At 70.8% G+C, this 22,441-nt stretch carries 23 protein-coding genes; 16 read left to right on the forward strand and 7 right to left on the reverse strand.

What is annotated here, in order from left to right:
- Positions 1-350: 350 nt before the first annotated feature.
- The 3 genes from OG736_RS42120 to OG736_RS42130 all read left to right on the forward strand — a co-directional run bounded on the left by OG736_RS42120 (position 351) and on the right by OG736_RS42130 (position 2,765).
- A complete protein-coding gene (locus OG736_RS42120) occupies positions 351-482 on the forward strand; it encodes a hypothetical protein (protein ID WP_327187174.1) in 132 nt (43 codons plus the stop codon).
- 449 nt (positions 483-931) lie between these two features.
- Complete coding sequence (locus OG736_RS42125; RefSeq protein ID WP_327187175.1) at positions 932-1,348, forward strand: hypothetical protein; 417 nt, start codon at positions 932-934, stop codon at positions 1,346-1,348.
- A gap of 487 nt (positions 1,349-1,835) precedes the next feature.
- Positions 1,836-2,765 (forward strand): M23 family metallopeptidase, encoded by a 930-nt coding sequence (locus OG736_RS42130; protein ID WP_327187177.1) that lies wholly within the window; start codon positions 1,836-1,838, stop codon positions 2,763-2,765.
- A gap of 6 nt (positions 2,766-2,771) precedes the next feature.
- Here OG736_RS42130 and OG736_RS42135 read toward each other — a convergent pair whose 3' ends face one another.
- Both OG736_RS42135 and OG736_RS42140 read right to left on the reverse strand, forming a co-directional pair.
- Entirely contained in the window at positions 2,772-4,316 is a 1,545-nt protein-coding gene (locus OG736_RS42135) for a serine/threonine-protein kinase (RefSeq protein WP_327187178.1), read from the reverse strand.
- Positions 4,313-5,113 carry an FHA domain-containing protein gene (locus OG736_RS42140; RefSeq protein ID WP_327187179.1) on the reverse strand — a complete coding sequence of 267 codons (801 nt, stop codon included), beginning with the start codon at positions 5,111-5,113 and terminating at the stop codon, positions 4,313-4,315. The genes OG736_RS42135 and OG736_RS42140 overlap by 4 nt, the downstream gene beginning before the upstream one ends.
- 710 nt (positions 5,114-5,823) lie before the next feature.
- Between OG736_RS42140 and OG736_RS42145 the strand changes: the two genes are divergently transcribed.
- A complete protein-coding gene (locus tag OG736_RS42145; protein ID WP_327187862.1) occupies positions 5,824-6,738 on the forward strand; it encodes a LysR family transcriptional regulator in 915 nt (304 codons plus the stop codon).
- 162 nt (positions 6,739-6,900) lie between these two features.
- On the opposite strand, the gene OG736_RS42150 is transcribed toward OG736_RS42145, so the two are convergent.
- Positions 6,901-7,467: a P-loop NTPase family protein gene (locus OG736_RS42150; RefSeq protein WP_327187180.1), complete on the reverse strand. Its 567-nt coding sequence runs from the start codon at positions 7,465-7,467 to the stop codon at positions 6,901-6,903.
- A gap of 178 nt (positions 7,468-7,645) precedes the next feature.
- Between OG736_RS42150 and OG736_RS42155 the strand changes: the two genes are divergently transcribed.
- The gene (locus OG736_RS42155; protein ID WP_327187181.1) at positions 7,646-8,107 is read left to right on the forward strand and encodes an MBL fold metallo-hydrolase; all 462 of its coding nucleotides are present in this window, start codon (positions 7,646-7,648) and stop codon (positions 8,105-8,107) included.
- A gap of 468 nt (positions 8,108-8,575) precedes the next feature.
- Here the strand turns inward: OG736_RS42155 and OG736_RS42160 are convergent, their stop codons facing one another.
- The 3 genes from OG736_RS42160 to OG736_RS42170 all read right to left on the reverse strand — a co-directional run bounded on the left by OG736_RS42160 (position 8,576) and on the right by OG736_RS42170 (position 11,113).
- Entirely contained in the window at positions 8,576-9,055 is a 480-nt protein-coding gene (locus OG736_RS42160) for a MarR family winged helix-turn-helix transcriptional regulator (protein ID WP_327187182.1), read from the reverse strand.
- A gap of 12 nt (positions 9,056-9,067) precedes the next feature.
- Entirely contained in the window at positions 9,068-10,129 is a 1,062-nt protein-coding gene (locus OG736_RS42165; RefSeq protein ID WP_327187183.1) for an alkene reductase, read from the reverse strand.
- A gap of 78 nt (positions 10,130-10,207) precedes the next feature.
- A complete protein-coding gene (locus OG736_RS42170) occupies positions 10,208-11,113 on the reverse strand; it encodes an NADP-dependent oxidoreductase (protein WP_327187184.1) in 906 nt (301 codons plus the stop codon).
- A gap of 774 nt (positions 11,114-11,887) precedes the next feature.
- On the opposite strand from OG736_RS42170, the gene OG736_RS42175 reads away from it, so the two are divergent.
- Entirely contained in the window at positions 11,888-12,265 is a 378-nt protein-coding gene (locus OG736_RS42175) for a hypothetical protein (protein WP_327187185.1), read from the forward strand.
- A 442-nt stretch (positions 12,266-12,707) separates the two neighbouring features.
- Here OG736_RS42175 and OG736_RS42180 read toward each other — a convergent pair whose 3' ends face one another.
- Positions 12,708-13,559 carry an SAM-dependent methyltransferase gene (locus OG736_RS42180; RefSeq protein WP_327187186.1) on the reverse strand — a complete coding sequence of 284 codons (852 nt, stop codon included), beginning with the start codon at positions 13,557-13,559 and terminating at the stop codon, positions 12,708-12,710.
- Between the two features lie 142 nt (positions 13,560-13,701).
- Between OG736_RS42180 and OG736_RS42185 the strand changes: the two genes are divergently transcribed.
- From OG736_RS42185 to OG736_RS42230, 10 genes are all read left to right on the forward strand, one after another.
- A complete protein-coding gene (locus OG736_RS42185) occupies positions 13,702-14,019 on the forward strand; it encodes a PadR family transcriptional regulator (protein ID WP_327187187.1) in 318 nt (105 codons plus the stop codon).
- Positions 14,016-14,765, forward strand: coding sequence for a hypothetical protein (locus OG736_RS47390; RefSeq protein WP_442817140.1), 750 nt, complete (start codon positions 14,016-14,018; stop codon positions 14,763-14,765). Before OG736_RS42185 ends, OG736_RS47390 begins: the two co-directional genes overlap by 4 nt.
- A gap of 496 nt (positions 14,766-15,261) precedes the next feature.
- Positions 15,262-15,705, forward strand: coding sequence for a hypothetical protein (locus tag OG736_RS42195; protein WP_327187188.1), 444 nt, complete (start codon positions 15,262-15,264; stop codon positions 15,703-15,705).
- Between the two features lie 105 nt (positions 15,706-15,810).
- Positions 15,811-16,566: a GntR family transcriptional regulator gene (locus tag OG736_RS42200; RefSeq protein WP_327187189.1), complete on the forward strand. Its 756-nt coding sequence runs from the start codon at positions 15,811-15,813 to the stop codon at positions 16,564-16,566.
- Between the two features lie 131 nt (positions 16,567-16,697).
- Positions 16,698-17,822, forward strand: a complete 1,125-nt coding sequence (locus OG736_RS42205) for a TIGR03364 family FAD-dependent oxidoreductase (RefSeq protein WP_327187190.1) — start codon at positions 16,698-16,700, stop codon at positions 17,820-17,822.
- 7 nt (positions 17,823-17,829) lie between these two features.
- Positions 17,830-18,543 (forward strand): phosphonatase-like hydrolase, encoded by a 714-nt coding sequence (locus OG736_RS42210; protein ID WP_327187191.1) that lies wholly within the window; start codon positions 17,830-17,832, stop codon positions 18,541-18,543.
- Positions 18,543-19,598 carry an ABC transporter ATP-binding protein gene (locus OG736_RS42215; RefSeq protein WP_327187192.1) on the forward strand — a complete coding sequence of 352 codons (1,056 nt, stop codon included), beginning with the start codon at positions 18,543-18,545 and terminating at the stop codon, positions 19,596-19,598. The genes OG736_RS42210 and OG736_RS42215 overlap by 1 nt, the downstream gene beginning before the upstream one ends.
- Before the next feature lie 79 nt (positions 19,599-19,677).
- Entirely contained in the window at positions 19,678-20,472 is a 795-nt protein-coding gene (locus tag OG736_RS42220) for a 2-aminoethylphosphonate ABC transporter permease subunit (protein WP_327187863.1), read from the forward strand.
- Positions 20,459-21,256 (forward strand): ABC transporter permease, encoded by a 798-nt coding sequence (locus OG736_RS42225; protein ID WP_327187193.1) that lies wholly within the window; start codon positions 20,459-20,461, stop codon positions 21,254-21,256. Before OG736_RS42220 ends, OG736_RS42225 begins: the two co-directional genes overlap by 14 nt.
- Before the next feature lie 55 nt (positions 21,257-21,311).
- Complete coding sequence (locus OG736_RS42230; RefSeq protein WP_327187194.1) at positions 21,312-22,367, forward strand: 2-aminoethylphosphonate ABC transporter substrate-binding protein; 1,056 nt, start codon at positions 21,312-21,314, stop codon at positions 22,365-22,367.
- Positions 22,368-22,441 lie beyond the last annotated feature (74 nt).

The following is a 22,441-nucleotide window of genomic DNA, read 5'->3' on the forward strand; positions in this document are numbered from 1 at the left end:
CAGAAGTGACCTGGATATCGCTACTTGCCACACTCGTCGGCGCAGTGATCGCGATGGGATCGGCACTGCTGGTGGAGCGCCGGAAGACACAGCGAGAGACGACAGCCGAATGGCACAGAACACGGCGGGAGCTCTACACGAGGTTCCTGGCATCTCATGCTCAGGCTGGAAGCGACCTACGCAACATCGCCGCCACACCCGGCCTTGATGCGAGCGAGAGGTATCGGCAGGCTCGCGCGGCCTACACACACTGCTACGCGTCTCGCCACGAGTTGGAACTTGTCGCCCCGCGCTCTGTCGTCGGTCCTGCCGAGAAATGCAGTGGGGCAGTCCGAGGTATGCGTGACGCCGTGAGCGCTGGAGCCCTCGTCGACAGCGAGCAGTTCCTGGAACTGACGCGTCGGTACCTGGACCTGCGCCTGGAGGCCCGGGATGCCATGCGTGCCGACATCGAGTCCGACAACGCATTCCGGCACACCTAGGCCCACCGAGGCAAGCAAGGGCGGATCCCCCGGGCAGGTTCCGGGGGGAAGGCAGTTCGGCTGAGGCGCTCTCCCACGGGCTGTCTGCAAAGGACGTCGGACTCCTTGCTGACGCGGGTCACGGGGGTGGGGAGGCCACCTGGCGGCACGGCCCGCCCGGCAGGCGTACTTCATGATCTCCGACTTGCTCGGCGTTGCCCGGTCACGGACGCACGGCGACAGCTCGCCGCCACGCCGGGGAGATGCTGACGGCCTGTCATCGGAGGCGTGTCACTCCGGAATCTTCCGGATGCCGCTCCCTGTATTGCCACGGATACCTTCCAGGCACCGGTCCCAGCCACTGTGGCGAGGATCCGGTGACGGCGATCCCATGGCGCGCGAACGCGGCCGGAACCTGTCCGGCCACAGCCCTGCCCCGGAAGGCGCCCGTAGACGACGAAGGAGAAGTCATGATCGTGAAACACATCAAGGCGACCGCGGCATCCGTCACGGTGGCCGCCGCGCTGGCCGGAATCCTGGCCGCTCCCTCGGCGCAGGCAGCGACGTCGGCACCAACGGCGGCAGCGGCGGCCGAGTGCGGCGTGCGCGCTCACGACAATCGGCTGTGGTGCGGGAACAGCGGATCGGCGCCGACCCGGGCGGAGCCGTTCCACGAAAGTCCCATCACCGGTCTGCTGCAGTCGACGTTCAGCTACTTCACCTGCTGGTCGCCCGGCGGACTGCACGGCGGCGGCAACACGACCTGGTACCGCACGGTGCCCGACTGGAGCAGCGACGGGCGGGAGGGCTATGTGCCGGCCGACTGGGTGTTCACGCCCAGCTGGTTCGACGCCGACCCGAGCAGGTATGGCCTGCGGCGCTGCTGACATGGCGACCGTCGGCCCCACCGGGACGCACGTCCCGGTGGGGCCGGGCTCGGCCGCAGTGACCTGATGCGCCTCGCGTCACCTCAGCAGCAACGCAGTCGACCATGCCCGGCGTGGACCGGGTGGACGTCACCTCTGAGCCCGAGGACGGCGGAGGGCAGACACGGTGACGGCCTGGGCGGACGCGAACGTGTGCTCCTGTGCGTCGACCGAGTGCCGCGTAGAGAGCATGGTTCGCGCCGAAGAGTCCTGTCCGGCGAACTGCTGGACGACCGGTCGGCGGTCACGGCCGAGGGATACACGAAAGACGAGTGGATCCAGCGCCGCTGAACGCGGGCGGAGTCGCGGCTGTGGCAGCGGCATCCACCTCGAGGGCGACGCGACCGGGGGCGTCGGCCGGCAGTGCCGGCGCCCCCGTCCGGCCCGCCCCGGAGCACCGTACGAAACGACCGTCCGGCACCGAGCCGGGCGGGCAAGGAGGGATTCCATGCGCACACCCCGCAGCAGACGCGTCTTCGGGTCGCCGCTGCCCAGGCCGTTCGTCCTCGCCGTCGCGGCCGTCCTCGCGGTGTTCGGGTTGTGGGCGGCTTCCGGGGCGGCCCCGGCGGCCGCCACACCGGCGCAGGCGGCCGCGGGCGTCCGGCCCGACTTCCGGCTGCCCTTCGCCTGCGGCGAGACCTGGCAGTTGCAGACGTACCAGGGACACGCTCCCGACGACAAGAAACTCGACATGTACCGCGTCGGGGGGCAGACCCTCGGTGCTTCGGTCGTCGCCTCGGCCGCCGGCACGGTCACCGAGTTCTTCGAACCCGGAGGCCTGGAGATCAATCACGGAGGCGGCTGGTTCTCGGTGTACCTGCACATGGACCGCATCGACGTGCGTCTGGGCCAACAGGTTTCCTCGGGCGCGTCGCTCGGCAGGCTCGGACTGGTCGGGACCACCTCGGCGCACCTGCACTACGAGCAGCTGTACGACACCAACGGCGACAACGACGGCGAGACGGACGAGATGGTGCACCCGGTGCTCCAGGGCACCGAGTACCGGCTTTCCCCCTCCGGGCCGTTCCCCCGCGTCACCAGCACCAACGCCTGCGGCGGCAACCCCGCTCCGGAGCGGTTCTGGGTGGACACCTTCGCCGACGCCCCCGGCTACGCGGCGGTCGACTGCGTAGGCGACACCAGCCCCCGTTGTGCGGTGCAGGGCAAGCTGCTCAAGGGCACCAACTACGTCCTGTGCAAGAAGCCGGGCGACGAGGTGCGCGTGGGGAACTCCTACAACCACTGGTGGCTGCTCACCGACCTCGACCAGGTGGTGCCGGGCGGCTCGGGCCGCGCGTATATCTCCGCGTACTACCTCCAGCGCTGGGGCAATGACGAGGCGAAGGACAACGAGGGGCGAGACATCCGGCTGTGCTGACCGACGTCAGCCCGGAGAGGGCCGGGCCGGGCACTCCGCCAGTGCCGGACGATCCTTCGTCCGCACCGCCGGCAGCCAGGCCGTGGTCCGGCCCTTCTCCGCCGTGAGACGCACCCGGTACCACCGCACCGAACGCGTGCCCGCCTCGTCGGCGACCGGCATCCCTTGGGGGAGCTGGCAGTCGGCGGTCAGGACGTCACCGTCCCACACCCTGGTCAGCACGACGTTGTCGATGTCGTACGGCAGCAGGGGGTCGATCGCGAGTCCGAGGCTGCACAGGTTGTCCCGCTCGCCGGGCCGGTGACACGACCGCTCGGCGTTGTACACCTTGACGCGCGCGTTCGGCACGATGCTCGGCGTCGCACCGCCTCGCCCGGACCCGGACCCGGACCCGCTGCCGAGTGACCGCTGGTCGTCGTCGTACTGGAGCCACCCGACGGAGCCCACGCCGCCGGCCGCCACGATCAGCGCGGCGGCGGCCAGGAACGTGCGCCTGTTCCGAGCCCCTGGAGGAGCGGCGGACCGCTCCTGCTCGGCGCGGATACGGCCCAGCAGGCTCTCGACGGTGTGCGCGGCACGGTCGGTGTGTGCCGGACTGAGGCAGTCGGCCGCCAGATCGCGCCAGAAGGGCGGCACGCGCAGGTCCATGCGCAGCGGGGCGCGTCCGTCGGCGTACTCCTGGGCGGCGGCTCCGCGGGCCGCGGGCGTGGCGCCGGGAAACGGCGAGGCACCTCCGGTGAAGACCTGGTGGATCATCACGCCCAGTGCCCAGATGTCGGTGCTCTGCCGTACCTGTACGCCCCGTTCGCCCAGCGACGCCTGCCAGCGTTCCGGCGGCAGGTAGTCAGGGGTGCCCAGGGGCGGGATGTAGGCGTGGGTGCCCGTCAGCTCCACCGAGAGGCCGAAATCCGCCAGCCGTGCCGATCCGTCCGCCATGATCAGGACGTTGTCGGGCTTGAGGTCCCCGTGCACCCAGCCCAGTTCGTGCAGGTGCGCCAGTCCTTCGCAGACCTCGGTGAGCAGCCGCGCGCCCTCTCGCGCCGACAGCGGCACCTCGTCGGACGGGGTGGAGGATTGCGCAGCGGGCGACGACGGGCCGCCCGGACCGGAGGGAGACGAAGCCTCCAGGCGTTCGCGCAGGCTTCGCTCGGCCCGCTCCATGACGAGCACCACGGCCCCGTCGAAGGCCGAACCGGCGGACTCGCCGAGCGTGATGGAGTCGAACAGCCTGATCAGCCGGGGATGCCGGGTGCGCCGGCTGAGCTCGGTTTCGCGCCGGGCGGTCTCCACCAGCCCGCGCGCCTGTCGCGGCGCGAGCCCGGCCGTGGGCAGGAACTTGAGGGCGACCTCCGACGGGGCCGTCTCCCCGTGCCCGGCCGGCCCGCCCTCGTTCCCGTCGCCGCCGTACTCGCCGTCACCGCCACCGTCCGGATCGCCGACGCGCTCGGCCGCGTACACCGTCCCCCATCCACCAGCCCCGATCAGGCCGGTGACCTCCCACTCACCGACCCGGTAGCCGCGTGGAACCACCTCCACGGATCCGCTGTTCACCCTCCCGCCACCCCCGTCCCGTGGAGCGGCGATCTCCTCGACGGCAGGAGCCTCAGATGCTCCTCGCGCACGAGCCCAAACCGCAGGGCGAGTCCCGCCACCGCCTCCCGCTTGCCGTTGCGTCGCCCGCCCTGACCCGGTCCGGTCGTCGCCGAGGCGGTGATCCGCAGCTTTTCGTCCGCCAGATAGTCGATGTGGGAGCTGACCGCCCGGTTGGTCAGCCGCTCGCAGCCCGGCTGGTTCCGTAGCCGCTCCACGATCTGGGGCGTGGTCGCCACCGCCACCGTGGACTCGTCGCGCAGTCGCGGCTCGCACAGCGCGACCAGTACGAGGAAGTACGTGGAGGTCTCGTCCAGGGAGAAACCGGCGAGCGTCCCGGTGCCCGTCAAGCCCGCCGTGCCGCTCGCGCCGAGGTACACGTGGTCGGGGGCGAACACCTGGAAACTCACGGCGGAACCCCGGGCAGGCAGGACGACACGTGCGAACTCGAAGGGCACGGGTGCCCCGGCCCTGCGGGGCGGGACCCTGAAATATTCCCCCGCCCCTTCAGGGTTCTCCACCAGATAGGTCTGGTTCGTACTGAGGTTGCTCAACTGCCAGTGGTCCTCCGTCACCCGGATCTCTCCGGCGAGCCGGGATACCGCTGGATTCGCCATCCGCAGATCGACGGGGACGGACGCGGAGCCGCGCCCGAAGCGGGCGACGTCCCCCGGACCGAGCCGAAGGCTCACCGGCTCCGACGCCGGCGTGGTCTCCGCCCTCCCGTCCGACGGCAGGTGAACCAGTAAGCCGCTCATGGTCTCCTTCTCCTCCTGAAATCCTGGTGCCCACCCGCACCGTCCGGACGGTATTCACGAGCTGTGGGGTTCGGCCCGGCCGGCGCGGGGCTCGGCCGTCGAGCCCAGTAGTCGCTTGATCGAAGGTCCGGGACGGCCGAAGGCGCTCAGCCGGCTCCGGCCCCTAAGAGGCGACGGCGGCAGTACCGGTTCCCCGCTGTGGGCGCTCTCGGTGGAGTCGGGTTCGAAGGGTGAACCCGTCGCTGCCGAGGGGCCGTTGGAGAGTGGGGGAGTGCGTGCCGTCGGCGAGTCCGCAGGCAGGCGGGGGCGTGCCGCATCGGCCCGGGGACGGCAGTCCGGTCCTGCCGGGCGTCGGGCACGTACGGGGAGCGGGCGCAGGTCCGACACTCGTGGTGCGCGGCGGAGCAGTCCTCAGACCGTGCCCGCGCGCGGTGTGCGCCGCGTGTCCTTCCGGGCGAGGACCGAGCCTGCGGATCGGCAGTGGTGCTGCGGCGGCATACTGGTCTCGGCCAAGGTCGGTCCCCCGTCTGATTCCCTGCAACGAGCGAGTGCGGCAGTGCCCGGCGCGAAGCCGGGGGGTCAGTCCGGCGACCGAGGCAGCGTTCAGAACACTCACACGGCAACACCCTCGTTGTCACGGGATTCAGGCATGCGGAATCCCATCGGATCGATAAGGTAATCCTCATGAATGAGGGAAGAGGGCAACTGCCATAGCCGGCACGGGATCCGAGGGGTCGGCGGAACCGAGCGTCCACCAGCTGCGCCTGTTCGTGCTGCTCAGCGAGGAGCTCCATTTCGGGCGCGCCGCCACACGTCTGTTCATCACGCAGTCGGCGCTCAGCCAGCAGATCCGGGACCTGGAACAACGCCTGGGTGTAAGGCTGTTCGAGCGCACGAGCCGTGCGGTCGCTCTCACCGTCGCCGGGCGGGCCCTGCTCCCCGAAGCGCGAGCAGCCGTCGACGCCATCGCCCGGGTGCGCAGAATCGCCGACGCCCAGGCACGCCGGATTTCGGTCCAGCTCGTCGTGGGAACCATCGGGGCCGAGGCTGCCATGCCGCACACCCGCGCCGTCCTGCGCACCGTGCTGGACCGGAACCCGGGGATGACACTGCAGGTCGTCAACCTCAACTTCGCCGACCATCTCGCCGCTCTCGTCCGGCAGGAGGTCGACGTGATGTTCCTACGGCCCCCCGTGCCGGACGGCGTAGAGGTGCGCCATCTCGCCACCGAGCCCCGCGTGGCCTGCCTTCCCGCCGGCGATCCGCTGGCCGCCCTGCCCAGCGCCACCCTGGCGCAGTTCGCCGGCCGACCTGTCGTCGCCATGCCCGAGAAGGTGCCGCGGGTGTGGTGGGACTTCTGGGCGGTGGACCCGCGCCCCGACGGCAGCCCAGTGCGGTACGGGCCGGTGGTCACCGACATGGAGTCCCTGCTGCACGCCGTGGCCGGCGGAGAGGCGATGTGCTTCCTTCCGGCAGCCGCACGCGACTTGTTCCCCCGTCCCGGCATCCGCTACATCGACGTCACCGATCTCACCCCCTGCAGTGCCGCCCTGGCCTGGCTCGCCGAGAGGCGCGACGAACCCGGCATCGCGGCCATACGGAAGGCAGCCCGCGCCGCTCTCTGAAGCCGGCGGGGGAGGGAGGACGACCGGTGGCACTGGACGCCCGCCCCGGAGAGCCGATCGCGGCGCCCGCGAACCCTCGACAACCCCCCTACTGTTCAGACGCCGCGTCAGGAGGCGGTGTCAGGAGGCAGGTGCCGACCAAGTGGGCGGACACCCCCACCATCAGGCTCCCCGCAGAGGTGCGGCGGGGGGCGCTGGGGGCTCGGGGTGCTCGTCCTCCCCGTAGTCCTCGGCGAGTTCCTGCACGTCCACGTCCGGCGATGCGCGGGCCGCCTCACGCCACTGTCCCAGCAGGCCGAGCGCACCGACATCGTCCAGCAGCATCGCCAGGGCCCGCATGGCGAAGACGTCAGTCACCTCCTCGCGCAGCGTCGCGGCCGTGAGCGGCGCCAGCCCGGCGTGCAGCGCCTCGGCGTACGCGTGTCCGGAGCCGCTCAGCCGACGCAGCACGAGCCGGGCGAAGATGCCGGGCGGTCCCAGGCTCAGGGAGCAGGCGTAGAGCTCGGGCACGACGGCTTGTACCAACTCCGGGCGGTCCCAGCCCACGTCCTTGAGCAGATGCAGTGCGGCGAACAGGTCGCCTCCGCCGTTCAACGCCTTCCGCACCGCGGGCAGCGGGTCGGTCTCGAACAGCACCCTCCGGGCCTTGCTGTACGTGTTGCTCGCCCGGACGTAGTCGTCCCAGGCGTCCTCGGCCTCGCTCGTCTCTTCCTTGCAGAACCAAGCCATGGTGTTCCCCTCGGCGTGCAGGCTCTCCCCGGCGGACGATCCTGGCCGTCCGCCGACCACCCCGTCCCGTACCTCAGACCAACAGACCACCGGATAGTTGCTCTTCCGCTCCGAGACGCGGGCAATCCGGGCTGACTCACCCCAGGTTGCCGGACAAGCCCGAGAGCGCGCGCGGGCGATGGCGGCGGAGAGCGCGTCCGGCATCCCTCTCGACCTGGTGGCGCTGGTCACCCCGCTGCCCGCGGACGGTGGACAGGTTCCGGGCGAGGTCATCGAGCATCAGGCGCACGCTGTCGGCCACGCCGCGGTCCTCCTCGCGGACCGTGGCGTCCTGCTCGTCGGCGACATGCTCTCCGACGTCCTGATCCCGCTCTTCGACATTCGCCAAGACGATCAGGTGGGAGCCTACGAGGCCGCCCTCGACCGGCTGGGTGAGGCCGTCGGGCACGTCGATGTCGTGGTGCCCGGCCACGGCGCCGTTGCCGAAGGTCCCGAGGTGGCGGCCCGTCTCGCCGCCGATCAGGCCTACATCGACGCGCTCAGGCGGGGAGCGGAACCGGTCGACGCGCGTCTGGGGCCGCATGCGGACTGGCTCTTCGGCCCCCACCGGTCGAACCAGGAGCAAGCCCGGGGGCGGTAGGGCCGGGTCCCTGGCGGGTCGGCCCTGACGATGGGGTGCGGCCGTACCGCCGGTTCGAGCGGTGACAGTGTCCGCTGCTGCGCGTCGAGGGCGACGCGGATGCCGACCACCTGGTGAGGGGACTTCGCTCTGACTGGACCGCTCGATCGCCCGTGATGAACCTCGGCGATCGCACGCCACGGACTCCTGATGCGGGCGCTGGGCCGCCCGTGGCCGCCGCCTTCGTGCCCAGGCCGGGCAGCTCCCGGAGCGGGCGGGGACCCCCGTTCTCCCCGATGTACGGGGGTGAACGGGGGTCCCGCGACATTCGCCGGCTCGGCTCGCCGGGCTTCTTCCGACAGCCGGGGAACCTGGCTCCGCTCGGTAGGAAGCTCTCGTGAGCCGAGCGTGCCGCAGGACTGTCCGCTTCGCAGGAACGCCGGAAGCGACGTGCACTCCAGGCGGGAACGGGGTGCAGGCCGAGGGGAGTTACTCGGACTCTTCCTGCGGAAGAGCGCGGCTGTTGATCGCGTCGGCGATGGCGTAGGCGGTGCGGACGAAGGACTCTGCCTGCTGCGCCGACAGGTTCCGCGCGGAGGTCTCCTCCAGGGCCCGCCACATGGCTGCCAGGGGCTCGCGCATGGCACGGCCCTTGTCGGTGAGGTGGACCACCATGACGCGCCGGTCGTGTTCGGCCGGTTCGCGGATGAGCAGGCCGGCGTCCTGCATGCGGCGTAGGGACTTGGAGACGGTGGAGTGGTCCAGGCCGACGCTTTCGAGCAGCTCGGACTGGGTCTGGCCGTCCCGGTCGAGGAGTTGCATCAGCAGCAGTTCCTGTCCGGGATGCAGGTCCATCTCGCGGAGCATGGCGCCGGCGCGGGCACGGTGGGCGCGGGCGAGCTGGAAGATCGCGTAGCTCACCGGTCCCTCGCTGGCCGTGGTGGGGTTGCGGGGTGTCGGGGTGGGCATAAGTTCGGTTCCTCAGACGGTATGGGTGGGGTAGTCGGTGTAGCCGGCCACTCCGCCGCCGTAGAAGGTCGCCGGGTCGGGGGTGTTCAGCGGCGCGTCAGAGCGTAGCCGCTCCACCAGGTCCGGGTTGGCGAGGGCGAGGGCCCCCACGGAGACAAGGTCGGCCGTGCCGTCCTCGATGTCCTTGGCGCGGGTCGGCAGGTCGGTCCCGGCCCGGTTGAGGATCAGGGTGGTCGGCCACAGTGCGCGCAGGGTGCCCAACAGTTCTTCGTCGCCCGCGTGCAACACGTGGAGGTAGGCGAGGCCGAGCGGGCCGAGGGCGCGCAGGAGAGCCGGATACAGCTCGGCGGTGTCGGACTCGGCGATGTCGTTGTAGGGGTTGCCGGGGGAGATGCGCAGGCCGGTGCGGTCGGCGCCGATCTCGTCGGCCACGGCAGCGGCGACCTCGACGGCGAAACGGATGCGGTTGTCGAGGGAACCGCCGTAGCGGTCGGTGCGCTGGTTGGTGTTGTCGGACAGGAACTGGTGCACCAGGTAACCGTTGGCGCCGTGGATCTCCACGCCGTCGGCGCCTGCCGCGACGGCAGCCGCTGCGGCGCGGCGGAAGTCGTCGACGGTCGCCGCGACCTCCTGCGTCGACAGAGCACGGGGTTCCGGCATCTCCTGGGGCCCGGACGCGGTGAACATCGCGCCCTGCGGCCGGATCGCCGACGGGGCGACCGGTCGGCGTCCGTGGGGGGTGTTGTCGGGGTGGGCGATGCGTCCGGTGTGCATCAGCTGGACGACGATCCGGCCGTCGGCCGCGTGCACGGCGTCGGTGACCTTGCGCCACCCGGCGATCTGCTCGTCATTGTGGATGCCGGGGGTGAGGAGGTAGCCCTGGCCGTCGGTGGAAGGCTGGGTTCCCTCGGTGATGATGAGCGCGTGCGAGGCCCTCTGGGCGTAGTACTCGGCGTTCAGCTCGGTCGGGACGCCTTCGGGTGTGGAGCGGTCACGGGTCATGGGGGCCATGACCAGGCGGTGCGGCAGGGAGATGTCACCGACGGTGGTCGGTGTCCACAGGGAATTCAGCATGCGTGGTCCTTCGGTGTGGTGATGACCAGGCGGTCATCGGGATGGCGGCGGGTGTGGTGGGTGCCGTGGCGGGCGTGATCAGTTGAGGGTGAGCACGAGCTTGCCCCGGACATGCCCGGCGTCGCTGACCTGCTGGGCCGTGGCAGCCTCGGCGAGCGGGTAGGCGGTGACGGTGGTGACGACCTTGCCGGTCGCGGCATCCTGCGCCAGGGCGGCCAGGCGGGAGGCCGAGCGGTCCTGGGTACCGCTGGCGAAGGTGATACCGAGCTGGTGCGCGCGGAAGTCGGCGATGGTCACGATGCGGGCGGTGCCGCCCCGCAGGGCGATGGAGTCCTCCAGGGCTCCCTTCCCGGCCACGTCGAACACCGCGTCCACGCCGTCGGGGGCGAGCGCCCGGACCCGCTCGACCAGGCCCTCGCCGTAAACGGTCGCGGTGGCGCCGAGCGAGGCGAGGTATTCCTGGTTGGCGGGGCCGGCGGTGCCGATGACACGCGCTCCGCGGGCCGTGGCGAGCTGGACCGCCAGGGTGCCGACCGCTCCGGCCGCGCCGTGCATCAGCACGGTCTCTCCGGCCGCGACGCCCAGCAGGTTCAGGACCCGCTCGGCCGTCTCGCCCGCCACCGGCAGCGCGACCGCGTGCTGCCAGTCGAGGCCGGCGGGCTTGGGGACGACGGTGGTGGCCAGCGCGTACTGGGCGTACGAGCCGGTGTCCGACCAGCCCAGCACCTCGTCGCCCACCTGCGCGTCCTGCACGCCTTCACCCAGGGCGTCCACCACGCCGGCGAGCTCGTGACCGGGGACGGAGGGGAGCGCTGTGGGGAACACGGCCTCCAGTGCCCCGGAGCGGATCTTGCCGTCCAGCGCGTTCAGCCCGGCGGCCCTGACGCGGACGCGGATCTGCCCGGGGCCGGGCTGCGGTACCTCGAGGTCCGCCTCGCGCAGCACTTCCGTGCCTCCGAAACGGTCGAACAGGATGGCTTTCATGATGACTCCTCTCGTGCCGTCACCCACTTAGGTGGCTGGACACATAACTAACGTAACAGCAAACATGTGGCTAGCCAAGTATTGACTGCCGCTCAGGCTGCGCAAGATCGGTCGCGGTCGTGCGCCGGTCTCCTTGCGGCGGCGGACGAAGCGGGAGGCGCCGACCGGAGCCCGTCTTGCGCGGCCAAGGGGTGCCTCGGCCGGGAGCTGGACGACCGGGCCGGCCGGACCCGGGCGGTGCGCGGTTCCCTTCTGGTTCAGGGCCCGGACCAGCGCGCGGGCGGCCGCCCGGGCAGCCGCCGGCTCCGCGTCCCTCTCCTCCAGCCGCGCCGAAAGCTCCGTGATCGCCCGTGCCGGACGGGAGATCTGGCGCTGAAGCCTTTCCTGGTCGGCGGGGGCGCTGATGCCTCCCCGTCGCCCGCCCGCGATCCCGTATCCCAGGCACTCACATACCTGCACGTCAGATGGGCTGGGATGATTCCATCGTCGCCAACGGGACGGCAGCCGTTGCGCCGGACTCCGGTGGCCACCGATGCTCTTGGTGTCGCACCACCGGGGCCGGACCTACCCACCGCGTCAGGGCGACGTTCGGACACGCCCGCGCCAACGGTTGCTCTCACGGCCGCCGCTCTTGATACGCCGTCACCCACGCTCATGGTGCCCGTTGCCGTACTCGTCGCAGCACCGGCCTCCCCCCCGCTGACCAGCGGCATGCGCAAACGGATCACGATCCAGCTGCCGTGCCAGACGATCCACCTAGCTATGGGAGATTCGATGAAGTCCGTCATCCGAAAGACAGCATCCTTCGCGGGCGTGAGCGTGGCCGTCGCAGCCATGTCCGTGACCGGCGCATCGGCGGCCCAGGCGGAGTCCCCCACCCACGGCTGCCCGTACCCCTACGTCTGCTTCTACGTGGACGAGCAGGCCTACAACGCGGGCACACCGATCACGAAGTACCGCGATGTCACCAGCTCCTACCAGACGGTCAGGTCCCGCCCGCACTACCACGTCGTGAACACCCGGAACGACGACGTGGCGTATCTACGGCTCCAGGACGGGAACTCGATCTGCCTGCCACCGAACCACGAGACCGTGTTGACGAACTCTTACAGCGTCACCGGGATCAAGATCTCCAGCAGTTCCACCTGCTGATCTGCTCGATCGGTCGTTGGCCCGTGGGTCGTTGGAGCATGCGTGCCACCCACACAAAGGCGGATGAGGAACACCGGGTCGGCCTGGTCCAGAACCTCCTGCCTGTGATCGTGAAGGAGGGTGACTTCCTGAACTGCCCGGCTCGCCGGACAGGGTCGGGGTGTGGACCGCGGCAGCAGACAACCGGACGACGCGTTCGCCGGGGAAGCGCGGGGCGAGCTGCCGCCCGCACGGCGCGGGCGCTGTGGTCGGGATAGGCCGGGCTGGGCTCGCCGTCCTGGGCGCCTCGGTGCTCGTCGCCGGCGCGGAGCACGGCCGACGACTTCCCGTGGCGGTGGCCCTGGTCCCGGCACAGACGTGCGCCCTGGCCGGCCGGCCGCGCATGAACCTCGCTCCACTCATCAGGTCCCCTTGGAATCGATCAGCCGGGGAACCGAGGCGCCTACCGGCGGACCGCCGAGATCAGTCCGCCGGGCCGCTCCTCGCGCTGCGGCGGTGTGCTGATCGGGCGGCCGTAGGCGGCAGCGCGCTCGCGCAGGGTGTGGCTGTCGGCCTCCCAGCCGTGCCCGGCCAGCCAGCCCACCGGGTCGTCGGGCATCTCCGAGACCCACATGGACGCCGCCGATCCCGGCGCGGCGTCCGCCCCGAAGCGCTCGATCACGCCGCGCGAGCCCAATGTCAGTCCCATCCGACTGCCTGCCGCCGACCGCGTGCTGATCCGGGCCAGCAGTAGCTCCACCGCATCCTCGGGCAGATAGATCAGTAGTCCTTCGGCGATCCACGCGGTCGGCACGGCCGCGTCGTGCCCCGCGGCGGCCAGCGCGCCCGGCCAGTCCTCACGCAGATCCACCGCGACGGTGATCCGCTCGCAGCGTGCCACGGCCCGTTCCTGGCGCAGCACCGAAGCCTTGAAGTCCAGTGGCGCGGCGGTGTCGACCTCGAACAGCCGGGTGCCCTCGGGCCAGTCCATCCGGAAGGCCCGGCTGTCCATGCCGGCGCCGAGCAGCACGACCTGCCGGACCCCGGACGCGGAGGCCTGCTGCAGCAGGTCGTCGAGGAACTTCGTCCTGATGACGATGGAGAACGACACGGCCAGCCGGCGGCGTTGTGCGGCAGCGTCATCGGGCAGCGGCGGCGAGGAGGGCCACAGGCCGCCGGCGCCGGCGAAGGCCTGTGCCAGTGGGTCGCGGAACAGCGCGTTCTCCCGCTCGGTCTCCAGCGCCCGCACCCTGGCCACCCCCACCGCTGTGGCCCACACTCCCGACGGCTGCACCCACTCCTGCTCATCAGTCACCGAGCCAGCCTAGGAGATCGATGCCAAAGGGCCGCCTGCGACCACGGAACCCCGGTGCGGCTGCCTGCCTGTAGCCCCCGGGAGTCCGCGCCGCACGAATGTCGTACTCGACATATGGTGGGCGTGGTGCTTCACTCGTGACATGGCATCAATTCGCCTCACAAGACCGACACTTGAGGTAATCAAAGTGTTGCTGGCGTCCACCGCGGACGACCCTGCATGGGGGCTGAAGATCTGCGAGGAGACCGACCTCGGGTCCGGGACCGTGTATCCCATCCTTGAGCGTCTGGTCGACGCGGGATGGGCCACCCGGTATGAGGAGACGGGTGAGCACCCGGGGCGGCCGAAGCGGTACTACTACGAGCTCACGGCCGTCGGTCAGCGTGCAGCCGGTCAAGCCCGGGAGCGGAAGCCCCGACTCTTCGGGCTGCGTGTGGCAGATGAAGGGGGCACGGCGTGAGCACCGACGAGGGCCCCGAGGAGGGCGGGGGCGTCGGACCGCTGGCTGTTGTCGCCGTGCTGGGGCCGGTGCTGGCCGGCACGGCAACGATGATCTTCCTGGCCACCGGCTACATCCTGAAGAAGTTCGACTCCGAGCCGGCGTTCGCCCAGGATCTGCTCACCACTGGCTGGGTCTTCGGCGCGATAACGTCGGGCGCGATCCTGGTCACCGCGGTCAGTCTGCTGCTCACCGCCCTGCGAACTGCCCCGCAGACGACGGAGGAGGGGCCTGAGGCCCCTACGAGCACGGTTGCCCCGAGCCGCGGGGCCGGCCTTCGGACTCTGGACCTCGCCTCCTTCGTTGCTGGAGAGCGCAGGGCACACCTCCGGGAGGAGTGGGCCGCAGTCCTGGCCGGCGATCCCGGGAACGGCGTCGTCCTCTCGTCACGCCGCAGGATGCGCTACGCCGTCGGCTTCCTCTGGGCGGCGTTCCGCATGCGGCTCCGGGACCTCGCTGCTCCGCTGTGGATGCCTGTGGACTGGCTGCTGTCGGTGGAGTCGCGCACGCACGGGTTCATCGCGTCGGCCGTCGGCGCGCAGATCCTGTACATCCAGTACGAGGACGGTTTGCATGCCCTTGCCACCGAGGGCTGGGGCTGGTGTGCCGGGTGTGGAATCGCGCTCCGGCTGTTCGTCAGCTGGCTCCGCAGGATTCGCGGCATCGAGCTCGCCTCGACGCCCGACAAATCCAGGGACCACCAATGAACTTGAATTCGTGATGTCGCGGCTTCGCGGAGCCTGTTGGGCGCCGGTCGTTCGGGATCAAGGGCGTGTCCGCAACCAGTGACGGGCGGGGTTCATCTCGTCACCGTATCTGACCAGCGGCTTTCTTCTTGCGGGTTCAGGTCGGACGGACAGGTGGGCAGCTGCAAGACCGTGAGCCGGTCCGTGTTCGCTTCGGTGGACGCCCGCAAGGACTCGGTCGTCCACCCGGGACGTTCTGCGGCGCTCGCAGCAGTCGGTCGGAGCGATGGTCTCGAAGCATCCGTCTTCTCTTTGGCCGGATATGATCATGGGCATGTCGAATGAGTATCCGGCCCCGCAGAATCCCTATGGTCAGCCCGCTGGGCAACAAGGCGGTGGCCTCGGGCCCCAGGGCGGTCAGTTCGGACCGCCGCCTGGAACTCCGCCCCAGGCCTACCCTGCGCAGCAGCCCACCCACGGCACCCCGGGGGTGTACGGCGGTCCGGCCGCTCACGGCATGGTGGGAGGAGCCGGAGCTCCTGGTCCGTACGGCGCCCCGTACGCCTACGCGCCCATGCCGCCGATGGCCATGCCGGGCAGTGTGCGGGCCGCCCAGGTGGTCATCTGGGCCATGGCGGGCGTGACCATGCTGATCGTGCTGGTGTGGGGCTTCGGTTCCAGCGCCGAGGCCGCGGGCCGGCTCTTCGCCACGAACCTGATGGGGTGGGCGCTGTTCTTCATGGCGTTCACGTACCACAGGGCGGGCGGCGGTGTACGGACCACGTCGGTCGTGTTGGCGGGCGTGCAGATCGTGTTCTCGCTCGGTGGACTCGCCAACGGAACGGGAGGCGGAGGCTTGCCTCTCATCGGCGCGATCGCCATCGCCGTCCTGCTGAACCAGGAGAGCGCGAGGCACTGGTTCAATCGGCCGCGCGGAAACGTCCTGCCCTACGGTCACTGACCGACGGCTCACCGCCCGCGGCTGAGCTGGGCGGTGCCACGGCATCGCACCGTATGAGACGGAGGTCCCGCGGAGCCGGCGGGCCGCGTCTGCGACCATCCTTGCGTGGACTACCCGAACGACCAGGCCCCGGGCGCCCCCGTCCGCTCCGGGATCCCGGAGCACGGCCGCGTGCCGAAGTACTACGCCGTCAAGGCGCGGATCGACGAACTCGTCGGCGAGTTGGGGGAGGGCAGCGCCATCCCCACCGAGCGGGACCTCGCCGAGCGGTACGAGGTCGCCCGCGAGACGGTCCGGCAGGCGGTGCGTGAACTGGTGCTGGAGGGCAAGCTGCGCCGGCAAGGCCGCGGCACCGTCGTCGCGGGGCCCAAGTTGGAGCAGCCGCTGTCCCTGGCCAGCTACACCGAGGGGGTGCGCCGTCAGGGCCGTACCCCCGGCCGTTCGCTCGTCACCCTGGACCGCTTCCCGTGCCCCGGGCCGCTCGCCGCCGAGACCGGCCTCAACCGCGGGGAGCCGGTCTGGCATCTGGAGCGCGTGCTGCTCGCGGACGAGGAGCGGGTCGGCCTGGAGAGCACCTATGTCGCCGTGGCCCGCGTCCCCGACCTGGACACCGCCTTCGACCCGGACTCGTCCTTCTACGCTCACCTCTCCGAGCAGGGCATCGCCTTCGGCGACGCCGACGAACGCATCGAGACCGTCCTCGCCACCCCGCGCGAGGCACTGCTGATCGGCACCCCGCCCGCCCTGCCCATGCTGCTCATCCACCGTGTCTCGCGAGACGCGGAGGGCCGCCCGCTGGAGCGTGTGCGCACCCTGTTCCGAGGCGACCGGTTCTCCTTCACGGCCCATTTGCGAGGCTGAGAGCCATCGCCTCTCCACACCTCGACAAGTAACGAAAGGATAACGGGTCTAGCCCAATTGTGACAGCCGGTTCACGCTCTCGTTGTCATCCGGATTCCTCCGGTTCCCCGATGCCGAGGAGCGTTGCGGTCGTGAGAGTGATAGTCGTTGGAGCCGGCGTAGTGGGCACCATGCACGCCTGGCACGCAGTCGAACGCGGCCACGAGGTCGTACAGATCGAGCGAGAGACAGAGGCGCGCGGTGCCTCACTGCGCAATTTCGGCCAGATCTGGGTCAGTGGTCGCGCAGGCGGCGAGGAACTGGACGCCGCGCTGCGGGCCCGGGAGTGGTGGGAGGAGATCGGCGGCCGTCTGCCGGAGTTGGGCTTCCGCCCCAACGGTTCCCTGACCCCGGTCCGCGGCCACCTCGAACTCGCCGTCGCCGAGGCCGCCGTGGGGCGCCCGGACGCCGCTGCCCGGGGCTACAAGCTCCTCACCCCTGGTGAGGCCCGGGCACTCAACCCCGCGCTGCGCGGCGAGTTCGACGCGGCCCTGTACTGCGAGCGCGACGCAGCCGTCGAACCGCGCACCGCCCAACTCGCCCTGCGCGCCGAGCTGCTGAAGTCGGAGCGCTACACCTTCCTGCCCGGCCGCGAGGTCCGCGACGTCGTCGGCGAGAACGCCGTCCGGGACGACCACGGCGACCTTCACACCGGCGACGTCGTCGTCCTGTGCACCGGTGCCTGGCTCAGCGGCCTGGTCCGTGAACTGACGGGCCCGGACCTGCCCGTACGCCGGGTCCGCCTGCAGATGATGCAGACCGACCCCCTCGGCGAGCCACTGACCACCTCGGTCGCCGACGCCGACAGCTTCCGCTACTACCCCGCGTACGCCTCGCCCGCCCTGGACGAGCTCAACGCCCGGCAACCGCAGGCCGAGACGGCCGCGGAGCACGCCATGCAGCTGCTGATGGTCCAGCGCGCCGACGGCGGTTTGACCATCGGCGACACCCACGAATACGAGCACCCCTTCGCCTTCGACACCCTGGAAGACCCCTACGAGCACCTCACCGGCGTCGTGGAGTCCCTCCTCGGCCGCCCGCTGCCGCGGATCCGCCGCCGCTGGGCCGGGGTGTACGCGCAGTGCGTCGACAAGAGCCGGGTCGTGCACCGGCAGCAGGTGCGCGACGGCGTCTGGCTGGTCACCGGGCCCGGCGGGCGCGGCATGACCTGCTCGCCCGCGATAGCCGAGACCACCGCGAACGAACTGGGCTGGTGACATCCTGATGACCACGACGACCCTGACCACGACGACCCTGACCGACATCCGCCTCGTCGTCCTCGACATGGCGGGCACCACCGTCGCCGACGGCGGCCTCGTCGAGCGCGCCTTCGCCACCGCCGCCCGCGAGCTCGGCGTCGAGCCCGGCACCGAGGAGCACGCCGGGCAACTCGCCTACGTCCGCGCCACCATGGGTGAGTCGAAGATCTCCGTCTTCCGGCACCTGTTCGGCGACGAGGACCGCGCCCAGCAGGCCAACGTCGCCTTCGAGAAGGCGTACGGCGAACTCGTCGACGGCGGCCTGATCACCCCCCTTCCCGGCGCCCGCGAGACGATCGAGGAACTCCTCGCCGATGGCCGGAGCGTCGCCCTGACCACCGGCTTCGCCCGCGTCACCCAGGACGCCCTCCTGGACGCGCTCGGCTGGCGGGACCTCGTACCGCTCACGCTGTGTCCCGCCGACGTGGGCGGGCGCGGACGGCCGTACCCCGACATGGTGCTGGAGGCGTTCCTGCGCACCAAGGCCGCCGACGGCGTGCACCAGGTCGCGGTCGTCGGCGACACCTCGTACGACGTGCGCAGCGGCTTGCGGGCCGGTGCGGGCCTGGTCGCCGGGGTGCTGACCGGAGCCCACGGCGGCGACGCCTTCCGCGAGGCGGGCGCGTCCCACGTCCTGGATTCCGTCGCCGACCTGCCCGCCCTCCTGCGGGGGACCTGATGAGTGTCGGCGGAATCCGCTTCGACGCGGTCACGGTCGCCTACGACGGCAACGTGGTGCTCGACGCTCTGGACCTCACCGTCGAACGCGGCGAGGTCATGGCGCTGCTCGGGCCGTCCGGATCCGGCAAGACCACCGCGCTGCGGGCGGTCGCCGGGTTCGTACGGCCTGCCTCGGGACGGGTGTTCCTCGGAGACCGCGACGTCACCGACCTGCCCCCGCACCGGCGCGGCATCGGCATGGTCGTGCAGCAGTACGCGCTGTTCCCGCACATGCGGGTCGAGGAAAACGTCGCCTTCGGGCTCCGGGCCCGCAAGGCCGCTCGCGCCGAGACACGCGAACGGGTCGCGGAGGCCCTGGAGATGACCGGAATGGGCGCCTACGCCCGCCGCTACCCCCGCGAGCTGTCCGGCGGCCAGCAGCAGCGCGTCGCCATCGCCCGCGCCCTCGCCGTCCGCCCGGACGTCCTCCTCCTCGACGAACCGCTGTCCGCGCTCGACGCCCGGCTCCGCTCCGGGATGCTCGCCGAACTGGCCCGCCTGCACCGCGAACTGCCCGACGTGTCAATGCTCTACGTCACCCACGACCAAGTGGAGGCGCTGACCCTGGCCGACCGGATCGCCCTGATGGACAGGGCCCGCCTCCAGGCCTGCGGCACCCCGCGCGAGCTGTACCGGGCACCGGCCAACGAGTTCACGGCGTCCTTCGTCGGCAACGCCAACCTCCTGCCCGTCACCGTGGGCGCCGCAGGCGTCGCCTTCGGCGGCGTGGAGATCGAGGTCGACACGGCGGGCGCGGCGCCCGGCGCCTCGGCCACCCTGTGCGTCCGCCCGCACCTCGTCGGCCTCGGCGACGGCCCCAACCGGCTCACCGGCACGGTGGGGGAGATCCAGTGGCGAGGCGCCACGCATCGCCTCCACGTCGACGTGGACGGGCACCGCGTGATGGCCGACCTGCGTGAGCTGCGGGACCCGCCCGGCCACGGGGACAAGGTCGCCCTGCACTTCGCGGCCGAGGACGCGGTGCTGCTGCCCGCGGGGGTCGACCGTGACTGACGTCGTCCGGAAACCGCAGGCAGTTCGTGGCCGGGCGCGCAGTTCCCCGCTCCCCTCCGGGGCGCGTCTCCTCTGGGCCCTGCCTCCCGTCGCCCTCCTCGCCCTCGTCTTCCTCTACCCCCTCGCCCTCGTCGTCCGGCAGTCCTTCCGGCCCGACACCGGCGGCACCTCGCTCCAGCCGTACGCCGACGTCCTGGCGTCGCAGGTGTTCCGGGAGGCGCTGTGGACCACGGTCTGGCTGGCGGGGGCCTCCACGGCAGGCTGCCTGGTTCTCGGGTTCGTGCTGGCGTTGATCATCGCCTTTGTGCCGTTCCCGGGGGCGAGGGCGGTGTCACGGTTCATCGACGTCTTCCTGTCCTTCCCGTCCTTCCTGATCACGCTCGCCCTGCTGTTCGTCTACGGCACGGTCGGCATGGCCAACGGAGTGTGGACGGGCGTCAGCGGGGCCGCCGAGGGGCCGTTCGCGTTCCTCAACACGCCCTGGGGCGTGCTGCTCGCGGAGATCACGTACTTCACGCCGTTCGTGATGCGCCCGTTGCTCGCCGCCTTCTCGCAGTTGGACACCGGCCAGCTGGAGGCGGCCAGTTCCCTGGGCGCCCGCGCGCCACGCATCGTCCGGGAGGTGATCCTGCCCGAAGCGCTGCCCGCGCTCGCGGCCGGCGGCAACCTGGTCCTGGTGCTGTGCCTGAACGAGTTCGGGATCGTGCTGTTCACCGGCGCGAAAGGGGTCACGACCCTGCCGATGCTCGTGTACGGCAAGGCGATCCTGGAGTCCGACTACCCGGGCGCCTGCGTGGTCGCCGTCGTCAACGTCCTGATCTCCGTGGGCCTCTACGGCCTCTACCGGATGGTGAGCCGCCGTGTTGGTGCATAGCCGCGGGGCGAAGTGGGCCGTGTGGTCGGTCTTCTTCCTCCTCTTCCTCCCCTTGTTCGCCCTCCCGCTCCTCGTCGTCCTCGGTGCCTCCTTCGCCACCCACTGGTCCAGCGTCCTGCCCTCCGGCTTCACCACCGCCAACTACCAGGCCGCCACCCGTGGTGAAGCCCTCCAGGCACTCACCACCAGCCTGGTCACCGCTGTCAGCGCCAGCCTGCTCGCCCTGGCCGCCGGCACCTGGGCCGCCCTCGCCGCGGCGGCATTGAGGAAGCGGCACCGGGCGGTGCTCGACGCGCTGTTCGTTCTGCCGGTCGCCGTGCCGTCGGTCGTCGTCGGCCTCGCGGTCCTGGTGGCCTTCTCCCGGCCGCCGATGCTCCTCAACGGCACCCGCTGGATTGTGATCATCGCCCACTCCGTCCTGGTCACGGCCTTCGCCCACCAGTCGGTGTCCGCCGCGATCACCCGCCTCGACCCCGCCTACGAGCAGGCCGCCGCATCCCTGGGCGCGTCCCCCGCCCACGTCCTGTGGCGGGTCCGGCTGCCCCTGCTGCTGCCGTCCCTGACCGCCGCCGCCGGCCTCTGCTTCGCCCTGTCCATGGGCGAGTTGAGCGCGACGATGATGCTCTACCCGCCCGACTGGACTCCGCTTCCGGTCCTCATCTACGCCGCCACCGACCGCGGCGCCCTGTTCACCGGCTCCGCCGTCGCCGTGGTTCTGATGACGGCCACCCTGCTGGTCCTGCTCGCCGTCTCGCGCGTCCGCACCAGAGCCTCGTACCGCTAGTCACCGCTCGTCCACGCGATCAACCATTCACCCACCGCAAGGAGTTCACCTCGCCATGCCCAGAAACTCCCTCACGCTCGCGATCGCCCTGACCCTTGCCGCCGCCCCGCTGCTCTCCGCCTGCGGCGGCACCTCGGCCGCCTCCGACGAGAAAGTCGTCACCGTCTACAGCGCCGACGGCCTCAAGGGCGAGCACGGCGACGGCTGGTACGACCAGGTCTTCAAGGACTTCGAGAAGGAGACCGGCATCAAGGTCGAGTATGTCGAGGGCGGCTCCGGCGAGATGGTGCAGCGCGCCGTCCGCGAGAAGGCCAACCCGCAGGCCGACGTGCTCGTCACCCTCCCGCCCTTCATCCAGCAGGCCGACGGCAAGGGCCTGCTGCAGAAGTACGTTCCCGAAGGCGCCGACCAGGTGGACGGCGCCGACAAGGCCGCGGACGGCACCTGGACCGCCGTCGTCAACAACTACTTCGGCTTCGTCTACAACAAGAAGGACCTGAAGCAGGCCCCGGCCACCTGGGAGGACCTGCTCGCCGGGAAATACGAGAACAAGCTCCAGTACTCGACCCCGGGCGTCGCCGGCGACGGCACCGCCGTCCTCATCAAAGCCATGCACGACTTCGGCGGCGAGAAGCCTGCCCTGGAGTACCTGAAGAAGCTCCAGGCCAACAACGTCGGCCCGTCCGCCTCCACCGGCAAGCTCGCGCCCAAGGTCGACAAGGGCGAACTGCTCGTCGCCAACGGCGACGTCCAGATGAACTACGCCCAGTCCGAAACCATGCCCAACCTCGGCATCTGGTTTCCGGCGAAGGAGGGCGGCAGGCCCACCACCTTCGCCCTGCCGTACGCGGCCGGCCTGGTCACCAAGGCACCGCACGGCGACAGCGCCAAGAAGCTCCTCGACCACATGCTGAGCCGCAAGGCGCAGCAGCAGGCCAGTGAGATAGGCGGCGGCTTCGCGGCCCGCCAGGACGTCAAGGCCACCGATGCCAACGCCATCGCCCTCACCGAGGTGATGGACGGCGTGGAGGTCTTCGAGCCGGACTGGGACGACATCGACAAGAACCTCACCGCCTACATCGACGGCTGGAAGTCGGCCACCGGCAGCTGACCCGCCCCGCTCCGTCGCCGCGCCCCTGGCACCACCACCGGGGGCGCGGCCATGCCCGCGGATCCCTCACTCCC

The sequence above is a fragment of the Streptomyces sp. NBC_01334 genome (genome assembly GCF_035983595.1).
GTDB lineage: Bacteria > Actinomycetota > Actinomycetes > Streptomycetales > Streptomycetaceae > Streptomyces > Streptomyces coriariae.